The following is a 16,577-nucleotide window of genomic DNA, read 5'->3' as shown; positions in this document are numbered from 1 at the left end:
ATCGCCGGTCAGAGAGCGACCGCCGGCACCGGGGCCGGGCGGCGCAGCGTTTCGCGGGCGCGGGTCAGCAGACGTTCCGGCGTGCCGCGCACAAAGAAGCCGCGGCGCATCGGCTTGCCGACCTGAAGCACCGGCATCGGCACGCCAAGCCGGTCGTAGATCCGGGCACGGTCGGCCAGAAGTGCGGCCAGTTCCCCGGCCAGCCGATGGGGGCATTCGGGCGGCGGGTCGGGCAGCAGGCCCACAAACTCGCCATGGCCGGCATGGGCCAGCAACAGGCCCTGCGGCCCAAGACGGTGCAGGATCACCGAGGCGACATGAAACAGCATGTCCTGATATTGCTGCGGCGTCGCTTCGGCCGCGATGGCGCCGGCATTGCCGATGCGGAAGGCAATGGCGGTGCGGTCGCGCAGCCCCAGCCGCAACTGATCGCGAAAGCCGTCCAGATCCAGCATTCCCGGCACGCCCAGAACCGGCTGCGGATCGGAAAAGCCGGCGGCGGCAAGGCCGCGCAGGCGGCGGTCCAGCTCGGCGCTGCGGCGGCGTTCGTCGGCGATCCGCGCCGCCATCCCCAGCCGAGCCCGCAATTCCACCGGATCAAGCATGCGCGAGATGTAATCCGACGCGCCTGCCGCCAGCGCCTCGGACAGTTCGGGCGCGCCTTCGTGGCCGACGGTCAACAGGATCGGCGTCGCGGCATGTTCAGGCAAAAGCCGGATACGCCGGCAGAGCGCGGCCGCGCCCCCATGCAGCGCAAGGTCAAGGATGATGCAATCGAACCGCTCACCCCGGCCCAGAAGGCGCAACGCCTCGCGCGCGGTGGCAGTGCAATCGGGATCGGAAAACCCCATCAGATCAAGCACATGGCGCAGCGCCAGAACATAGCCCGGGTCGCCGTCGATCAGCAGAAGCCGCATCTTCGTCATCTTGCTTCGCCCCGGATTGCCGACCTGACGTCAACCGTAACGCGAATCGCTCTAAAAAGAGCGTAATTTTGACGTATTGGTATGAGAATTATCAAAAGATTGGCGGATTATTGCCTATTCGCCTTTCAGGCAAGTTTACTCAACTGTGGATCAGGCTTCCGATCGTCTGAAGCAACTTCTCACGCTGGACAGGCTTGGCGATAAGGGCGGCGAACCCGGCCCGAAGGGCGGCGGCCACCTCATCCGGGGCGCTTTCGGCGGTGACGGCCACCGCGGGCACCGTGGGCCGACCACCGGCACGGATATGGGCCAGCGCGCCGGCGCCATCCAGTTCAGGCATCGACAGATCAAGAAGCAGCAGATCGAACCGATGCGCCGCGGCGGCCTCGACCGCCTGCCGGCCATCGGCAACCAGAACCAGATCGGCCCCGGTCGGCGCCAGATACTCGCGCAGCAGAAAGCGCATCGCGGCACTGTCGTCGGCCAGCAGGAACCGACGGCGCGAAAAACATCCGGGACGGCGGGGCCACCGCAGCCCCAAAAGATGGTCCAGAAAACTCAGCGCAACATTCCCCGACGATACAGGACCGATCATCCGCGCCAGCCCCCGGCACTGCAAGCGCGGCCGGCGCGGTGATGCGACGCAGGCACTATCGGCGCGTGATGTGGCCCTTGATCACCGGGCTGTAGGGCGTGCGGGCGGCCAGATACTCGGCGGTGACCTCGGCCAGATCCGGGCCGAAATCATAGGCATCGGCGGCCTGCACCAGCATGGCATAGCCATCGCCGCCCTGCCGGACATAGTTGTTCGACACCACCCCGTAGGTCGCGGCGGGATCAAGCGGCTGCCAGCCGCCATCCACCATCACCTGCACATCCGACACCCGCGCCCCCGCCGGGGCGGCCGGATCGAAGGCATATGTCAACCCGGCCACCTGCGGAAACCGGCCGGCACCCTCTTCGACCTGACTGACGCCATTTTCCAGCGCCGCCAGCACGGTCTGGCCGCTGATGCGGAAGGTCGACAGCGTGTTCTGGAACGGCAGCACCGTCAGAACCTCTCCCATCGAGACCGGCCCCTGATCGATCGAGGCCCGCAGCCCGCCGCCATTCGCAATCGCGATCGCAATCCCCTGATCCTTGACCCGATCCAGCATCGCATCGGCGACAAGATTGCCCATCGCACATTCGCCGCTGCGACAGCTTTCGCGGCTGCCGTCGATCTCGGCCGCGGTTTCGGCCACGACCCGGGCGCGAAGCTCTTCCAGCGGGGCAGCCAGATCCTTCACCCGGGCCAGCGTCGCCGCATCCTCGGCCACGGACGCATCCAGCAGGCGCGGCGCACCCTCGGCCCGGATCACCTCGCCCGCGTCATCGAAGGTCACCGTCAACTCGCCCAGATACTTGCCATAGGCATAGGCGGTGACGATGGCCACCTTGCCCACCATCACCGGATAGGGGCCGGCGGCACCGTCGAACTGGCCCAGAAGGGTGTGGGAATGGCCGCCGACGATCACATCCACCCCGGTCAGCACCGACGCGATCCGCAGATCGGCCTCATGGCCCAGATGCGACAGCAGCACGATCTTTGTCACGCCCTCGGCGGTCAGGCGGTCGATCTCGGCCTGCGCGGCCTGAACCGGCTCGGTGAAGATCACGTTCGGGCCGGGGCTGGCCAGATCCGCGGTATCCAGCGGCGCCAGCCCGACAAGGCCGATCTTCTCGCCTGCCTTCTCGATCACGGCCGCTTTCACCACCTCGTCGCGCAACGCGGGTTCGGCCGTCAGATCGGCATTGGCCATCAGCAGCGGCGCCGAAAGCTGGCGGGCGAACTCGGTCAGCACCGCAGGCCCGTCGTCGAATTCGTGGTTGCCCACGGCCATCGCCTCATAGCCCAGCGCGTTCAGGAATTCGGCCGCCAACTGGCCCCTGTAGCGCGCGTAGAACAAAGAGCCCTGAAACTGGTCGCCCGCATCCACCAGAAGCGTCTCGTCCCCTTTCGCCCGCGCCTCGGCCACGGCCGTCACCAGCCGGGCGATGCCGCCGAAACACCCGCCCGCGGCATTGTCTTCGGGGGCGCAGGTCGAATCGGATTTCGAGATCGGCTCGAAACGGTCATGGAAATCATTGGTATGCAGGATGGTCAGCGCAAATTCGGCCCGCGCCGCCCCCGCGGCCAGCGCAATCACCGCGGCCGAGGCGAGAAGGGTGACTTTCATGGCAATGCTCCTGTTGCGGATAATGCGGTCAGAGTGGGGCGCCCCGCCCGCGGTTGTCAAAGCCGAAGGCACATGACGCAAGGGCAGGCCGGCGGGCGCCCGGCCATCCGCCGTATTGACCGGGGCGCAGGCAGGGTGCATGAGGCTTGCATGCTGATCTTCAAGATTTTCCGCCGAGCCGAATGGGATGACTTCCGCCTTGCCGGCGAAACCGCAGGCGCGCCGGTCGATCTGGCGGATGGCTTCATCCATTTCTCGACCGCGGCACAGGTCGCCGAGACCGCCGCAAAGCATTTCGCAACGGAAAGCGACCTTGTTCTGGTCGCGCTGAACCCCGACGCCCTCGGCCCCGCCCTGAAGTGGGAGCCGTCGCGCGGCGGTCAGCTGTTTCCGCATCTTTACCGCCGGTTGACGCTGAAGGATGTCGTCTGGGACAAATCCCTTCCGCTGGGCGCCACCGGCCATATTTTCCCCGAGGGCCTGTGGTGAACATTCTTGAACGCGCGGCGCTGACCGCGCTGCACCGAATCGACCCGGAACGCGCCCATGACCTGTCGTTGTCGGCCCTGCGCGCGAACCTTGTGCCACTGGCGGGGCCGGTCACCTCGGCCCGGCTGCGCACCACGCTGGCGGGGCTGACCCTGCCCAATCCGGTCGGGCTTGCGGCGGGATATGACAAGAATGCGGTGGCACTTCCGGCGCTGATGCGGGCGGGCTTCGGCTTCATCGAGGTGGGCGCCGCCACCCCGCGCCCGCAACCCGGCAACCCGCAGCCGCGGCTGTTCCGGCTGGCCGAGGATCGCGCCGCGATCAACCGTTTCGGCTTCAACAACGATGGCGCCGCCACGATCTGCGCCCGCCTTGCGATGCGCCCGCGCGGGGCGGTGCCGGTGGGGTTGAACCTTGGCGCGAACAAGGACAGCGCCGACCGCGCCGCCGATTTCGCCGCGGTGCTGGCGGCTTGCGGGCCGCATGTCGATTTCGCGACGGTCAATGTCTCGTCGCCCAACACCGAACGGCTGCGCGATCTGCAAGGCAAACAGGCGCTGGCTGCCCTGCTGGCCGGCGTGATGGATGTGCAGGCCGGCCTTGCGGTGCCGGTTCCGGTGTTCCTGAAGATCGCCCCCGACCTTGCCGACGACGATCTGGCCGAGATCGCCGAAGTGGCCCTTGCCTCGGGCATCGCCGGCATCGTCGCCACCAACACCACCCTTTCGCGCGAAGGGCTGCGCAGCCCGCATGCCTGCGAGGCCGGCGGCCTGTCCGGCGCACCGCTGTTCGAGCGATCGACCCGGGTGCTTGCCCGCCTGTCGCACCTGACCGAGGGCCGCCTGCCGCTGATCGGCGTCGGGGGCATCGCCAGCGCCGAACAGGCCTATGCCAAGATCCGCGCCGGGGCCTCGGCGGTGCAGCTTTACACCGCGATGGTCTATGAAGGGATCGGCCTGGGCGCCCGCATTGCGCGCGGTCTTGACTCCTTGCTGGAACGCGACGGTTTTGCCACCGTGGCCGAGGCAACGGGCACCGGGCGGGGCGACTGGCTTTGACCCGACGGGGGGCCATCGGCGGGCCGCGTCAGGTCAGCCGGTAAAGGTGTATCCCACGCCATGCACCGTGCGGATGAAGGGCGGCCGCCCCTTCTTCGGCGGGATCTTGCGACGCAAGCGGCTGATGATGCCATCCACCACGCGGTCATAGCTTTCCCACTGCCGGCCCTTGATCGCATTCATGATCTGATCGCGGCTGAGAACCTGCCCGCGGTGGGCGATCAGCGCCGCCAGCAGTTCGAATTCCGATGTGGTCAGCGCGATCTCCTGCCCGTCGGCGTTCCAGACCTGCCGGGCGACAAGGCTGACGGCATAGCCCTCGAACTCATGGTCGATCCGGGGCCGCACGGGCGCCGCCGCCGCCGCCTTCCCGGTCCTGCGCAACACCGCCGTCACCCGCGCCACAAGTTCGCGCTGGCGCAACGGCTTCACCAGCGCGTCATCGGCGCCGATCTCCAGCCCGTGCAGGCCGTCGCCCTCGTTGCGTCGGTCCGAAAGCAGGATGATCCCGCGATCGGACGCCTGCCGCAATTCGCGGACCAACGACAGGCCATTGCCGTTCGCCAGCGTGGTGGCGATCACATAAAGGTCGACCGCTTCTTCGGCATCGATCTTGCGAAACTGCGGCAGCGTGCGGGCGGGGATGACCCGGCACCCACGCTCTTCAAGCGTTTCCTGCACCAGCTTCAGAACCGACGCCTCGTCGTCCAGCACAAGAATGCATGGGGTCATGCGAACACTCTTCACCGTCAACTCTTATCAGGAAGACAACCTTAGCGTGTTTTCCGGCCAAGGCAACCGCTGGCATCACAGCGGACATGGCTTCAACGGAACATACCGTCCCGCCTGCCAAGGACCGATTCCCGCAACAGGCGGCCTTCCACCTTGCGGGCGCCCAAACCGATGGACTTGTATGCAATGATTGTAACGGAAATCGCGTTACAAACTTTAGACCCCGCCCGCAACAATCTTTCAAGGCACTGATTTTCTTACGACTATGCCGATAGTTGCATTTCTGCACTATGGATCAGGAAAACATCAGATGTATGCAATTAGCCATACCTGCCGCACATTCGTCGCAAACTTGTATACTACTCAGGATAGCGCGAAAGGGCCGCGAATCATTCTCGGGGTGAGAGGCGCAGGGGGCGCGCGCACTCGCCACCGGGGCAGGCCGATCGCACACGGACGAGGACCAAGGAGACGACACTTGAAACACGACTTCGACTTCAAGACCGACGGCACGCAGGGCTTCAGCATCGCCTGGCCGTTCCGCCGGAAGCCCCGCACAGACGCCGCCGCCGAACCGAAACTGCTGACCCGCGATGAGATGCGCGAGCTGTTCTCGATCCAGTCCCCGGCCCCCCGCACAACCGGCTGCGGCGGCCGCTTTCGTCCCGAAACCGACGAAGACCGGCGCTGACCACGCCCCATTTCCGCTGTCCTACGGTCGCATATCTGGTATTCCTAGCGGCGTGACCGCTATCGGAGGCCCCAGATGCTGACATACCTCTGCCTGCGCGAGACCGACGGAACCGGCCGGTTCTACCGCGTCGAACTCGGCTATAACCTGTTTGGCGAATATACCGTCCTGCGCGAATGGGGACGCCGCGGCGCACGCGGCACCGGACGCCGGCTGGTCACATGGTTCTCAAACCTGCGCGAAGCCTGCCTTGCCGCAGAACGCTGGCATCAGCGCGCACGGCGCCGCGGCTACCGCACCAGCATCGAAAGCAGCGCATGACGCATCTCTGGGTCCGGGCCGAACAGCGGCCGAACGAGGAACGGGTCGGACTGACCCCCGAAGGCGCAGCCGCGCTGATCGCCCGCGGCATCGCGGTCACGATCGAGGCCAGCCGCAGCCGTGCCATCTCGATCGAGGGCTATGCCGCCGCCGGCTGCGCCATCGCGCCCGAAAGCTCGTGGCCCGACGCGCCCCGCGACGCGATCATCTTCGGCTTGAAGGAACTGCCCGAAGACGGCACGCCCCTGCCCCACCGCCACATCCTGTTCGGCCATGCCTACAAGGGCCAACCCGCAGGCCGCATCCTGCTGCAACGATTCAAGGCGGGCGGCGGGACGCTTTACGACCTTGAATCTCTGGTCGATGACAGCGGCCGCCGCGTCGCCGCCTTCGGCTACTGGGCCGGCTACGCCGGCGCCGCCGTCGCGCTGAAATGCTGGGCGGCGCAAGCGCGCGGCGGGATCTGCGATCCGGTCTCGACCTGGCCGAACCGCGAGGCGCTTCTGGCCGACCTTGCCGCCGAACTGGCCGCCTCGGGCGCCGCACAACCCCGCGCGCTGGTGATCGGCGCCAAAGGCCGCGTCGGCACCGGCGCCGCGGATCTCTGCGAATCGATGGGCCTTGCCGTCACCCGCTGGGACATGGAAGAAACCGCCCACGGCGGCCCCTTCCCCGAGGTGCTGACGCATGAGATCTTCCTAAACTGCATCCTCGCCCGCCCCGGCTGCCCGGTCTTTGTCCCGGCAGATGCCTCTGCCGCCCCCCGCGCCCTGCGGGTCATCGGCGACATCGCCTGCGATCCGACCTCGGACTTTTCGCCGGTCAAGGTCTACGATCGCACCACCAGCTGGACGGCACCCGCACTGCGCACCCATGCCGACCCGCCACTTGACGTAATGGCAATCGACAACCTGCCCTCGCTTCTGCCCCTCGAAAGCAGCGAGGATTACGCAGCCCAGCTTCTGCCGTCGCTTCTTGCCCTTGCCGAACTGGATCAAGGCGTCTGGGCCCGCGCAAGAACCGAATTTGACCGCCACGCAGCCACGGCCTGATGCCGTCTGCCTTCAGTCTGGCTCAATATCCCGGGGTCGGGGGCACCCCAGCCATGACGATACATGTCAGAGGCCGCGCCCCCGGCGCGACCTCGTATCACGCCGCCGGACGGATCATTCCCGACTTCACCATCTTTTCGAGGCTGGTGATTCAGGCAGCAATAAACCAGACCCCTCCGGCGTAGGCCGTGGAGGGTCTCTGCCCCGCCCATCGCGGCCTGGGCCACCTCATGCAGCCGGTCGAGCCTGATCTTCCGCGGCACCGCGATCTGACGCATCGGCTGCGGATCGACATCGTTCAGGATGCCCCTTGTGGCGCGCTGCCTTCATCGCCTGCTGGCCTGCCGGCATCGGCTGCGGATCGGCATCGTTCAGGATGCCCCCTGTGGCGCGCGATCAGAGCCATGCGGCGATCCAGACCTTCACTCCGGCAGGAAACGCACTCATCGCGGCGCCATAGCCCAACCATTCGTGTGCGCCCTGCGCCTCTTCGGCGGTCAGCCAGGCCAGCGCGAAACAGGCGGCAAGGCCCCGATGGAAAAGGCGCACGACAAGATCCCAGACGCGGATCATGTTCTTTTACTCCTTTTGCTTGTCCGGACGGTCCCGGCCATTCCGCCCGTCGTCGTGGTCGGTCTCGATCTCGATCACTGCCAGCGTAGCCGGATCGAGCGTCACCTCGACCTTGATACCGTCGCGATCCCAGCCCTTGATCTCGTAGCAGCCGTCGTCCACCTTCAGCCGCCGGATCGTCCAGCCCTCGGTCACCGCCAGCGCCTCGACTGCGGAACGGGGTTGCCAGTCGGCCACCGGCACGTTGCAGTCGTCGTCGGCCCATGCCGACGTCGCCAGAGCCATCGCAAACATCGCCATCGTCGGCAGTCCGGACCTCATCCTGTTCGCCTCCATGGGATCGTCCCCGCCCTTATCCCCGGCGCGCCTTACGGCCACCTGACAGGCGGCAGGAAAAGCTGTCAGCATGCCGTCAGGCAAGCGGCCGAATATGACCGGGAACGGTATCGAGAGTGACATGCGCATCCTGCTGGTTGAAGACAACGAGGTTCTGGGAAATGCGGTGGCGGACCACGTCGCCGACGATGGGCACACGATCGACCGGGCGCGGCGGCTGTCCGAGGCCGCCGACGCGCTGGCCGTCGCGGCCTACGACCTGATTCTGCTGGATCTCATGCTGCCCGACGGGCTTGGCATTCCGTTCCTGCGGGGGCGGCGCGCGCGGGGCGACACGACGCCGGTGATCATCCTGACCGCGCTCGACCAGATCACCGAGCGGATCGACGGGCTGAATGCGGGCGCCGACGACTACGTTGTAAAGCCCTTCGATCTGGCCGAGCTTTCCGCCCGCATCGGCTCGGTCGCGCGGCGCTATTCGGGGAACCCCAACCCGCTCATCCGTGTCGGCCCGTTCGAGGTGGACCTCGCCGCCCGCAGCATCCGCCGTGAGGGCCGGCCGATCCCGCTTACCGCCCGCGAATGGGTGCTGTTCGAGGCGTTCCTGTCCCGCCCGAACCAGGTTCTGTCAAAAGCGCAACTGGAAGAGCGGCTCTGGTCCTTCGATGCCGAGGTCGAAAGCAACGCCATCGAGGTCTATGTCAGCCGCCTGCGCCGCAAGCTTGACCATACGGTGATCGAGACGGTGCGTGGCCTTGGCTACAAGCTCGGCTGCCCATGAGGGTGCGCTCGCTTCAGGCGCGCCTTGCGCTGATGCTCGGCGTGGGGGTGACGGCGCTCTGGGTCGGCAGCGCGACCGTGACCTTGCGCATCCTGCACGGCGAACTGGACGAGGTGTTCGATTCGACACTTGAGGAGACGGCGCAGCGCATCCTGCCGCTCGCAGTGATGGAGATCATGGGACGCGAGGAGCCGGCAACCAGCCAGCGCATCGCCGCGCTCCGCGCCCACGAGGAGTTCTACACCTACCTCGTGCGCGATGCAGGCGGTCAGGTGCTGATCGCCTCGCACCGGGCAGAGCCCGCCGATTTCCCGCCCTGCGCCGCGCCGGGCTTCACGCAGACCGCGACGCATCGGCTTTATTGCGATCTGGCGCTGCGGGGGACGGTGACGATCGCCGTGGCCGAACCGCTTGCCCACCGCGCCCGGATCGCGCGGGATCTGGGCATGGGGCTGGGGCTGCCGCTGGTCGTCATCATCCCGCTGGCGCTGGCCGGGATCGTGGCGGTGGTCCGTTGGAGCTTTCGCCCCGTCCGGGTCCTGCGCGACGCCTTGGCCCGCCGCGGCGCCGGCGACCTCGCCCCGGTGGGCGAGGCCGGACTGCCGGCCGAAATCGCGCCGGTCGCAGCCGCGGTGAACCAGCTGCTTTCGCGGCTGCGCACCGCGTTCGAGGCGGAACGGGCCTTCGCCGCCCATACCGCGCACGAGTTGCGAACGCCGGTCGCCGGCGCCACGGCGCAGGCACAGCGCATCCGCATCGAGACCTCGGACCCCAAGGCCGCCGCGCGCGCCACCGACATCGAGACGACGCTGAAGCGGCTGACGCGGCTCTCCAACAAGCTGATGCAGCTGGCGCGGGCCGAGGGCGGCCGGGCGCTGGCCGAGCAGCCCATTGACCTGCGCCCGATCCTGTCGCTGGTGGCCGAGGATTTCGCCCGCGCGGGTGCGGGGGATCGCCTTGCGCTGACCCTGCCCGAAACGCCGGTGTCCAGCCGGATCGACCCCGACGCCTTCGCGATCCTCTGCCGCAACCTGATCGAGAACGCGCTGCGCCACGGCGCGTCCGGCGCTCTGGTCGAGGTCACGCTGACGCCGGACCGACGGCTCCGGGTCCGCAACGGTTGCACGCCGGTTCCGCCCGATGCGCTCGCCGGCCTCACCCGCCGCTTCGAACGCGCGCCAGGTGCGGGCGAGGGGTCGGGCCTCGGCCTCTCCATTGTGCGGGCGATCGTCGAACGCACCGGCGCGACGCTCGACCTGCACTCACCGATCCCCGGCCGGGCCGACGGCTTCGAGGCGACGGTCCGGTTGCCGGACTGACCGGCGCTCGCCTCGCCATCCCGCCCTTGGCTTCCTGCGGCAGATCCCGGCCACGCCCCGCGCGCGGCCGGGATCTGTCGCAAGCCGGATCGAGGTCTCAGTCGTCGTCAAAGGTTCGCTTTTGGCGCCGGCATGGCGGGCCACGCGGTTGGCCATGGCCTTGGCCCTTTCCCGCATCCGCGGCGTCACCTTTTCCGAGTGTTCCCGCTTGAACCGAGGCCGTTCCGAAATCCTGCGCGGCGTATCAATGACCAGCCAGAAACAGATTGCGGCAGGCCAGGGCCGCGCCGGCCCGCCCCTTGACCGGCCGCCGGTCCCGCTCCACGAAGGATGTGGCGGAGGAGACCCCATGCGCATCCTGCTTGTTGAAGACGATCCCGGCCTCGGCGGCGCGATCCGCGACCAGATCGCCGCCGAAGGCCATGCCGCCGACTGGATGACCGGCGTGGGCGATGCGGCGGCGTCGATGTCGACCGCGGCCTACGATCTCGTCCTGCTTGATCTGAACCTGCCGGATGGCAGCGGACTCGACTTCCTGCGCGGCCTTCGGGCGCGGGGACATGCCATGCCGGTGATCATCCTGACCGCGCGCGACCGGGTGACCGACCGCATCGCCGGCCTGAACGCGGGCGCCGACGACTACATGGTCAAGCCCTTCGACCTCACAGAACTGTCGGCCCGCATCGGGGCGGTCTCGCGCCGCTATGCCGGGAACCCGAATCCGCGCCTTGCGATCGGCCCCTTGCAGGTCGATGTGGCCGACCGGCGGATCGACGGGCCAGAGGGCGAGATCACACTAAGCCAGCGCGAATGGGCGATCTTCGAGACGCTGCTCCGCCGGCCCGGCGTGGTGGTCCCGAAAAGCCAGCTTGAAGAGACGCTCTATGCCTTCGACGCCGAGGTGGAAAGCAACACGATCGAGGTCTACATCAGCCGCCTGCGCAAGAAGCTTGGGCGCGACCGGATCGAGACCCAACGCGGCATGGGCTACCGTCTGGTGCGGAAATGAGCCGCCCGCGCAGCCTGCGCCGCGATCTGTCGCTGGGCCTTGCCGCGGGCATCGTGCTGACCTGGACGCTGGCAACGCTGGGCACGGCCTGGGTGGTGCGCGAGGAGATGGACGAGACCTTCGACAGCGCGCTGCAAGAGACGGCCGAGCGTCTGCTGACGCTGGCATTGGCTGACGACCCCGCCAGCACAGGCGCCAGGCCGCGCCGCATCGCGCACGCCGGTGAGCACGGCGATAACCTGACCTGGATGGTGCGCGACCGCGATGGCACGGTGCTGGTGTGGTCGCAGGATGCCGAGCCATCGACCTTTGCCGGGCCGACCCCCTCGGGCTTCTCGACGACCGCCGACCACCGGCTCTATGCCGTGTCGGACCGAAGCGGGCGCTGGACGCTTGCGATCGCCGAGCCGCTTGCGAACCGGCGCGAGGCGGTGCGCGAGACGCTGCTGACCTTTCTGGCGCCGCTTCTGCTGCTTTTGCCGCTGACGCTGGTGCTGGTCGCGTGGCGGACCCGGGCGGGGCTGGCGCGGCTGGGCGATCTCTCGTGCGAGGTGCAGGGCCGGGACGAGACCGATCTGAGGCCGCTGGCCACCCAGTCACTTCAGATCGAGCTTCTGCCGCTGCGCGATGCGGTGGACCGGCTGATGGCGCGGCTCGGCCGGGCGCTGGCGACCGAGCGGAGCTTCACCGCGAATGCGGCGCACGAGCTGCGGACCCCCATCGCCGCGGCGCTGGCGCAGGCCCAGCGGCTGATGGCCGAGGCGCCCGAGGCGTTGCAGCCGCGGGCGGCACGGCTTGAACGGGAACTGAAGCGCCTTGCCCGGCTGTCCGAAAAGCTGCTGGAGCTGTCGCGGGCCGAAGGTGCGGGCGTGCTGAGCGATGCGCCGCAGGATCTGGCGCCGATCCTGGGCTTTGTGATCGAGGACGCGCGGCACGGGCCGGAAGGGCATCGGCTGCGCTGCGACATCCGCCCGCTTGCGGCGCGGCTGGACCCGGATGCCTTCGCGATCCTCGCGCGGAACCTTGTGGAAAATGCGCTGCTGCATGGCGAGGGGCCGGTCGAGGTGGCACTGGGGGACGGCGGCCTTCGCGTCACGAACGGCGGGCCACCAGTCGCGCCGGACCTGCTCGATCGGATCACGCTGCGTTTTCAGCGCGGCACCAGCCCGCGCGAAGGGTCGGGCCTTGGCCTTGCCATCGCGGCCGGGATCGCGCGGGGCGCGGGGTGGCGGCTTGACCTTCTCTCGCCCGCGCCGAGCCGCGTCGACGGGTTCGAGGCGCGGGCGATCCCGCCTCAGGTGGCCAGCGCATAGACGAGGAAGGCGAGGTTCGCGCCGATCAGGCAGAGGACGGCCAGCGAGCCCAGATCCTTCGCGTCGCGGGCGAACTCGGCCCAGCCGGGGGCGAGATGGTCCACCACCACCTCGATCGCCGTGTTCAGCGCCTCGGTGGCCAGCAAAAGCAGGAAAAGGACGGCCGCGCCCATGATCTCGGCAAGGCTCGCCCGCGCTGCCAGCAGCAGCGCAAGGCCCGCGGCGCCGGCAAACATCTCGTGGCGAAACGCCGTCTCGTGTGACAGACGCCGCAGCCCGCCCAGCGAGTGCCGGGCCGAGGCCAGCAGGTGAGACGCCCCCTCGGCGCGCGGCGGACGGGGCAGATCGGCATGGTCGGTCATGGGCGGCCTCCTCAGGACGCGCGGCAGGTCGAGACGCGGTCAAGCGCCGCGTCCCGCGCCGTGGTGCGGATGTCCATCAGCCCAAGGACCGAATGGAACATGTTGTCATGGCTTGCGGGCTCCGCCGCGCGGTCGCGCAGGCACCCCTGATCCAGCGCCATCGCGGCGCGGAACGGCTCGGACAGCCACAGCACCATCGGCACGCGGGTCTGCGTCTCGGGCGCCATGAAGCGCGGCGCGCCATGCAGATACAGCCCGTTCTCGCCCAGCGACTCGCCGTGGTCCGAGACATAGACCAGCGCCGGGATCGCCCTGTCCTGCGCCGCCATCCGGTCGATCATCGCGGCCAGCACATGGTCGGTGAAGGCGATGGTGTTGTCATAGGCGTTGCGGATCTCTTCGTCGGTGCAACGCGAAAACTCGGCGCTGTGGCAGGCGGGCGAAAATCGCTCGAACGCCCTCGGATAGCGCAGGTGATAGGCCGGCCCGTGGCTGCCGATCTGGTGCAGCACAAGGACCGTGTCGCGATCGATCGTGGCCAGCGTCCGATCAAGCAGCGGCAGGAAGGCCGCATCGGTGCATTCGCCCTCGGCGCAGGCCTCGCGAACCTCGGGCAGGCGGGCCGAGGCGACCCGTGCCGCGATGTCCTTGTCGCCGGTGTTGTTGTCCCACCATTCGACCGCGACACCGGCATGGGCCAGCACGTCAAGCAGGTTCTCGGTCGCAAGGCCCTTCTCCTGGCTATAGCCGCTGCGCGACAGGACCGAGAACATGCAGGGCATCGAGACCGCCGTGGCGGTGCCACAGCTTTCGACCGCGGGGAAGTTGACGACACCGCGGCGGCGCAGTTCCGGCGTCGTGTCGCGCGCATAGCCGTTCAGCCCCCAGTTCTGCGCCCGCGCCGTCTCGCCCACGACAAGAACGGTCAGCACCGGCTTTTCCGCCGCGGCCAGCAGCGGCCCCTTCCGCGCATCAAGCCCGAGGGGCGCCACCGCCACGTCGCGCGTCCGCAGCGCCAGCTTTGCATAGCGGATGGCCGAGCCGATCGGCATTGCCGGCTGCCAGGCCGCGACCAGATCCTTGCGTTCGCGCAAAACGGCCGAAAAGGTCTTGAAATCGCTGAGAATCAGGCCCGCGCCAAGCGCCAGCGCCAGACAGGCCGCAAGCGTCGATCGCATGAACCGGCCCCACCCTTTGTCCCGCACCGGCAGGCGCAGCACGACAAGGGCGGGCAGAAGGCCGAAGGCCACGAGATGGAGCAGGAAGCCCGGCGTGACGAGATGGCGCCCCTCGGCGACGGTTGTGGTGACGACGTTCTCGATCATGTCCCGGTCGATGGTCACGCCCAGCCGGTCCTGGAACCATCCGGTCGCGGCCCCGAGGATCAGAAGCGCCGCCAGCATCGGGCGCCGCAGTGGCCCGATCCCGAAAAGCGCGACGATGAAGAAGGTCAGCGCCCAGATCGCCGCGCCGAAGACAACAAGCTGCGGACCCGCCCCGAAGATGTCGAGGCAGCGCCGCCAGAAGGTGGCATTGTCCGCAACGAGAAGGAACCCCGCCACCACCAGGTTGACCTGAAAGACCGAGGGAAGCGCCCTTGCAGCGAAATCGACAGGAACGCGCGCGGTGGCCGCGCGCAGTTGGAATTGGAACATCCGGATAGACCTCTTGCCCGATCCGCTCCTGCTGATCGGGCAAGCTGACGCGAGGCTGAACTTGCACGGAAAACTTCGGATTTACGACGCCGTGTTCGCCGGTGACCGCCTTTCCACGGCGATCCCGGGGATCAGGCGGCACCCCGAATGCGCGGCAGTGGGGGGGCCAACAAGAACTGACCGCGAAGCCGGCTAACGTTATGGGAAGACCACGTTTTTTCCGAGCCGCCATCTTATTTGGGCCTTGGAGCGTGAGACACTTGCCGCCCTCTTCGCCAACAGCCCACGATTCAACGGAACAGCTGCCGCCAAGGCGCCATCAAAATGCATCATAATCCACCCTGACGCACAGGGGCCATCAACATGTATGTAATGGCTGGGGGTTGCCCCTTCAGGGACGATGGGGCGGTGGGGGGCAGACAGCCCCCCTTCTTGGTCCAGCTTCAGCGCCGACCGACCAGACGGAAGAACAGCCCGTCCGGCAGCAGTTGCGAAAACCGGAAGAATGCCGAGAACAGCGCCGGGAAGTTGCGGCGGAAGTTGTCCGAACACATGTGCTCGAACATGCACAGCGCCGCGGCTTCGGGCTCCATGATGAAGGGCATCCGGAAGCTGTTCTTGTCGGTCATCCGCGTGCGCACGAAGCCGGGGTTCACCAACTGCACCTCGACCCCGGTGCCACGCAGATCGGCATGCAGCGATTCGGCCAGGCTGACCACGCCGGCCTTGCTGGCGGCATAGCCGATCGCCCCCGGCAGGCCGCGGAACCCCGCGATGCTGCCCGTGATCACCAGATGCCCGCAGTCACGCGCGATCATCCCCGGCAGCACCGCCGACACCACCCGCACCAGCCCCATCAGGTTGATGTCAAGCATGGCATCCACCTGTTCGCGGTCCCACTGCTGGGCCGTCATTGGCCAGTAGACCCCGGCGTTGAACACGATGCCGTCGACATCGCCGATCTTTTCCAGCGCGGCGCGGATCGACTCGTCCGACCGCACATCCATGGCCACCGCCTCGGCGCGGCCCGGCATCGCCTCGACCGCCTCGGCCAGACGCGCCTCGTCGCGGCCCGACAGGACAACCTTTGCCCCGGCGCCGCTCAGCTTCTTCGCCAGCGCAAGGCCCAGTCCCTCGCTGCCGCCGATGAGCCAATACCGTTTACCAACAAAATCTCTCATCTCTCGATCCGTCGCATTGTCGCCACAAGCTCGGCAACCTTGATCCCGAACTTGCGGAACTGGCTCCGATTGATGATCGTGCCATTCTCCAGCAGGTACATCCAGTCAATCACATCCAGCACATGCCCCCCTGCGTCATCTTGAAGCCGCAGCCGATAGCGCAGGCAAAGCGCCGATCCTTCGGCTTTTCCGGTGCCCGTGCCCACCAGATCGGCAGCGTCTGCACGCAGGGTTCCATCGTTGGCCAGACTGAAGCGCCACTCGCGATGATCGACCGCGCCGCTGTCATAGCGGAAGCGTTCGGTCAGGGTGCCGGTGTTGCCCTGCCACGTCCCTTCCATGTCAGCGACAAAGCGCGAGGTGACCCGCCCGGTCGGGCCATAGATCACCCCTTCGCACAGGATCGGCCCCGACAGGTCGCGCCGCAGATCCAGCACCGGCCCCTTGGCGGCATAATCGGCGCTTTGCTGCCCCGCGAAGGCAAAGGCCCGCCCGCGCAGGATGACAAGGCCAAGGCACAGCAGGAACCCCAGGGCAAGGAACAGGACAGACATCACGGG

19 protein-coding genes are annotated in these 16,577 nt (G+C 67.6%); 9 read left to right on the top strand and 10 right to left on the bottom strand.

Annotation, left to right across the window (positions count from 1 at the left end):
* Positions 1 to 8: 8 nt before the first annotated feature.
* The 3 genes from CRO07_RS02420 to CRO07_RS02410 form a co-directional block, all read right to left on the bottom strand.
* Positions 9 to 917, bottom strand: a complete 909-nt coding sequence (locus tag CRO07_RS02420; protein ID WP_176504471.1) for a response regulator — start codon at positions 915 to 917, stop codon at positions 9 to 11.
* Between the two features lie 148 nt (positions 918 to 1,065).
* Positions 1,066 to 1,521 (bottom strand): response regulator, encoded by a 456-nt coding sequence (locus CRO07_RS02415; RefSeq protein WP_097029101.1) that lies wholly within the window; start codon positions 1,519 to 1,521, stop codon positions 1,066 to 1,068.
* A gap of 55 nt (positions 1,522 to 1,576) precedes the next feature.
* Positions 1,577 to 3,145: a bifunctional metallophosphatase/5'-nucleotidase gene (locus CRO07_RS02410; RefSeq protein WP_097029100.1), complete on the bottom strand. Its 1,569-nt coding sequence runs from the start codon at positions 3,143 to 3,145 to the stop codon at positions 1,577 to 1,579.
* A gap of 150 nt (positions 3,146 to 3,295) precedes the next feature.
* On the opposite strand from CRO07_RS02410, the gene CRO07_RS02405 reads away from it, so the two are divergent.
* Together CRO07_RS02405 and CRO07_RS02400 are read left to right on the top strand one after the other, a co-directional pair.
* Positions 3,296 to 3,634 (top strand): DUF952 domain-containing protein, encoded by a 339-nt coding sequence (locus CRO07_RS02405; protein WP_097029099.1) that lies wholly within the window; start codon positions 3,296 to 3,298, stop codon positions 3,632 to 3,634.
* Complete coding sequence (locus CRO07_RS02400) at positions 3,631 to 4,692, top strand: quinone-dependent dihydroorotate dehydrogenase (RefSeq protein WP_097029465.1); 1,062 nt, start codon at positions 3,631 to 3,633, stop codon at positions 4,690 to 4,692. Before CRO07_RS02405 ends, CRO07_RS02400 begins: the two co-directional genes overlap by 4 nt.
* 33 nt (positions 4,693 to 4,725) lie before the next feature.
* Here CRO07_RS02400 and CRO07_RS02395 read toward each other — a convergent pair whose 3' ends face one another.
* Positions 4,726 to 5,424, bottom strand: coding sequence for a winged helix-turn-helix domain-containing protein (locus CRO07_RS02395; protein ID WP_097029098.1), 699 nt, complete (start codon positions 5,422 to 5,424; stop codon positions 4,726 to 4,728).
* Between the two features lie 478 nt (positions 5,425 to 5,902).
* Between CRO07_RS02395 and CRO07_RS02390 the strand changes: the two genes are divergently transcribed.
* The 3 genes from CRO07_RS02390 (at position 5,903) to CRO07_RS02380 (ending at position 7,488) form a co-directional block, all read left to right on the top strand.
* A complete protein-coding gene (locus tag CRO07_RS02390; protein WP_097029097.1) occupies positions 5,903 to 6,115 on the top strand; it encodes a hypothetical protein in 213 nt (70 codons plus the stop codon).
* Between the two features lie 75 nt (positions 6,116 to 6,190).
* The gene (locus tag CRO07_RS02385; protein WP_097029096.1) at positions 6,191 to 6,436 is read left to right on the top strand and encodes a WGR domain-containing protein; all 246 of its coding nucleotides are present in this window, start codon (positions 6,191 to 6,193) and stop codon (positions 6,434 to 6,436) included.
* Positions 6,433 to 7,488 (top strand): saccharopine dehydrogenase, encoded by a 1,056-nt coding sequence (locus CRO07_RS02380; protein ID WP_097029095.1) that lies wholly within the window; start codon positions 6,433 to 6,435, stop codon positions 7,486 to 7,488. Before CRO07_RS02385 ends, CRO07_RS02380 begins: the two co-directional genes overlap by 4 nt.
* Positions 7,489 to 7,884: 396 nt before the next feature.
* Here CRO07_RS02380 and CRO07_RS18595 read toward each other — a convergent pair whose 3' ends face one another.
* Both CRO07_RS18595 and CRO07_RS02370 read right to left on the bottom strand, forming a co-directional pair.
* Positions 7,885 to 8,061, bottom strand: coding sequence for a hypothetical protein (locus CRO07_RS18595; protein WP_176504470.1), 177 nt, complete (start codon positions 8,059 to 8,061; stop codon positions 7,885 to 7,887).
* A gap of 6 nt (positions 8,062 to 8,067) precedes the next feature.
* A complete protein-coding gene (locus CRO07_RS02370; protein ID WP_097029464.1) occupies positions 8,068 to 8,382 on the bottom strand; it encodes a PepSY domain-containing protein in 315 nt (104 codons plus the stop codon).
* Positions 8,383 to 8,518: 136 nt separating this feature from the next.
* Here CRO07_RS02370 and CRO07_RS02365 point away from each other — a divergent pair, with 136 nt between their 5' ends.
* The 4 genes from CRO07_RS02365 (at position 8,519) to CRO07_RS02350 (ending at position 12,819) form a co-directional block, all read left to right on the top strand.
* Positions 8,519 to 9,178 (top strand): response regulator transcription factor, encoded by a 660-nt coding sequence (locus tag CRO07_RS02365; RefSeq protein WP_097029463.1) that lies wholly within the window; start codon positions 8,519 to 8,521, stop codon positions 9,176 to 9,178.
* On the top strand, positions 9,175 to 10,497 hold the full coding sequence (locus tag CRO07_RS02360) for an ATP-binding protein (protein WP_097029093.1): 1,323 nt from the start codon (positions 9,175 to 9,177) through the stop codon (positions 10,495 to 10,497). The genes CRO07_RS02365 and CRO07_RS02360 overlap by 4 nt, the downstream gene beginning before the upstream one ends.
* Before the next feature lie 349 nt (positions 10,498 to 10,846).
* Positions 10,847 to 11,506 carry a response regulator gene (locus tag CRO07_RS02355; RefSeq protein ID WP_097029092.1) on the top strand — a complete coding sequence of 220 codons (660 nt, stop codon included), beginning with the start codon at positions 10,847 to 10,849 and terminating at the stop codon, positions 11,504 to 11,506.
* Positions 11,503 to 12,819 carry a histidine kinase dimerization/phospho-acceptor domain-containing protein gene (locus tag CRO07_RS02350; RefSeq protein ID WP_097029091.1) on the top strand — a complete coding sequence of 439 codons (1,317 nt, stop codon included), beginning with the start codon at positions 11,503 to 11,505 and terminating at the stop codon, positions 12,817 to 12,819. Before CRO07_RS02355 ends, CRO07_RS02350 begins: the two co-directional genes overlap by 4 nt.
* Here CRO07_RS02350 and CRO07_RS02345 read toward each other — a convergent pair.
* The 4 genes from CRO07_RS02345 to CRO07_RS02330 all read right to left on the bottom strand — a co-directional run bounded on the left by CRO07_RS02345 (position 12,801) and on the right by CRO07_RS02330 (position 16,574).
* Entirely contained in the window at positions 12,801 to 13,181 is a 381-nt protein-coding gene (locus CRO07_RS02345) for a diacylglycerol kinase (protein ID WP_097029090.1), read from the bottom strand. The genes CRO07_RS02350 and CRO07_RS02345 overlap by 19 nt on opposite strands.
* A gap of 11 nt (positions 13,182 to 13,192) precedes the next feature.
* On the bottom strand, positions 13,193 to 14,836 hold the full coding sequence (locus CRO07_RS02340) for a phosphoethanolamine transferase (RefSeq protein WP_097029089.1): 1,644 nt from the start codon (positions 14,834 to 14,836) through the stop codon (positions 13,193 to 13,195).
* A 443-nt stretch (positions 14,837 to 15,279) separates the two neighbouring features.
* A complete protein-coding gene (locus CRO07_RS02335) occupies positions 15,280 to 16,017 on the bottom strand; it encodes an SDR family NAD(P)-dependent oxidoreductase (protein ID WP_097029088.1) in 738 nt (245 codons plus the stop codon).
* Complete coding sequence (locus CRO07_RS02330) at positions 16,014 to 16,574, bottom strand: DUF3833 domain-containing protein (protein ID WP_097029087.1); 561 nt, start codon at positions 16,572 to 16,574, stop codon at positions 16,014 to 16,016. Before CRO07_RS02330 ends, CRO07_RS02335 begins: the two co-directional genes overlap by 4 nt.
* Positions 16,575 to 16,577 lie beyond the last annotated feature (3 nt).

It is taken from the genome of Cereibacter ovatus (assembly GCF_900207575.1).
Taxonomy (GTDB): domain Bacteria; phylum Pseudomonadota; class Alphaproteobacteria; order Rhodobacterales; family Rhodobacteraceae; genus Cereibacter_A; species Cereibacter_A ovatus.
The sequence above is the reverse complement of the archived record's forward strand: the minus strand, read 5'-3'. Positions and strand labels throughout refer to the sequence as shown.

Coding starts and splice junctions, on each gene's coding strand:
- CRO07_RS02415 (WP_097029101.1), bottom strand. CDS start 1,521: ATGATCGGTCCTGTATCGTCGGGGAATGTTGCGCTGAGTTTTCTGGAC.
- CRO07_RS02370 (WP_097029464.1), bottom strand. CDS start 8,382: ATGAGGTCCGGACTGCCGACGATGGCGATGTTTGCGATGGCTCTGGCG.
- CRO07_RS02340 (WP_097029089.1), bottom strand. CDS start 14,836: ATGTTCCAATTCCAACTGCGCGCGGCCACCGCGCGCGTTCCTGTCGAT.
- CRO07_RS02355 (WP_097029092.1), top strand. CDS start 10,847: ATGCGCATCCTGCTTGTTGAAGACGATCCCGGCCTCGGCGGCGCGATC.
- CRO07_RS02365 (WP_097029463.1), top strand. CDS start 8,519: ATGCGCATCCTGCTGGTTGAAGACAACGAGGTTCTGGGAAATGCGGTG.
- CRO07_RS02420 (WP_176504471.1), bottom strand. CDS start 917: ATGCGGCTTCTGCTGATCGACGGCGACCCGGGCTATGTTCTGGCGCTG.
- CRO07_RS18595 (WP_176504470.1), bottom strand. CDS start 8,061: ATGATCCGCGTCTGGGATCTTGTCGTGCGCCTTTTCCATCGGGGCCTT.
- CRO07_RS02350 (WP_097029091.1), top strand. CDS start 11,503: ATGAGCCGCCCGCGCAGCCTGCGCCGCGATCTGTCGCTGGGCCTTGCC.
- CRO07_RS02335 (WP_097029088.1), bottom strand. CDS start 16,017: ATGAGAGATTTTGTTGGTAAACGGTATTGGCTCATCGGCGGCAGCGAG.
- CRO07_RS02410 (WP_097029100.1), bottom strand. CDS start 3,145: ATGAAAGTCACCCTTCTCGCCTCGGCCGCGGTGATTGCGCTGGCCGCG.
- CRO07_RS02380 (WP_097029095.1), top strand. CDS start 6,433: ATGACGCATCTCTGGGTCCGGGCCGAACAGCGGCCGAACGAGGAACGG.
- CRO07_RS02405 (WP_097029099.1), top strand. CDS start 3,296: ATGCTGATCTTCAAGATTTTCCGCCGAGCCGAATGGGATGACTTCCGC.
- CRO07_RS02360 (WP_097029093.1), top strand. CDS start 9,175: ATGAGGGTGCGCTCGCTTCAGGCGCGCCTTGCGCTGATGCTCGGCGTG.
- CRO07_RS02385 (WP_097029096.1), top strand. CDS start 6,191: ATGCTGACATACCTCTGCCTGCGCGAGACCGACGGAACCGGCCGGTTC.
- CRO07_RS02345 (WP_097029090.1), bottom strand. CDS start 13,181: ATGACCGACCATGCCGATCTGCCCCGTCCGCCGCGCGCCGAGGGGGCG.
- CRO07_RS02395 (WP_097029098.1), bottom strand. CDS start 5,424: ATGACCCCATGCATTCTTGTGCTGGACGACGAGGCGTCGGTTCTGAAG.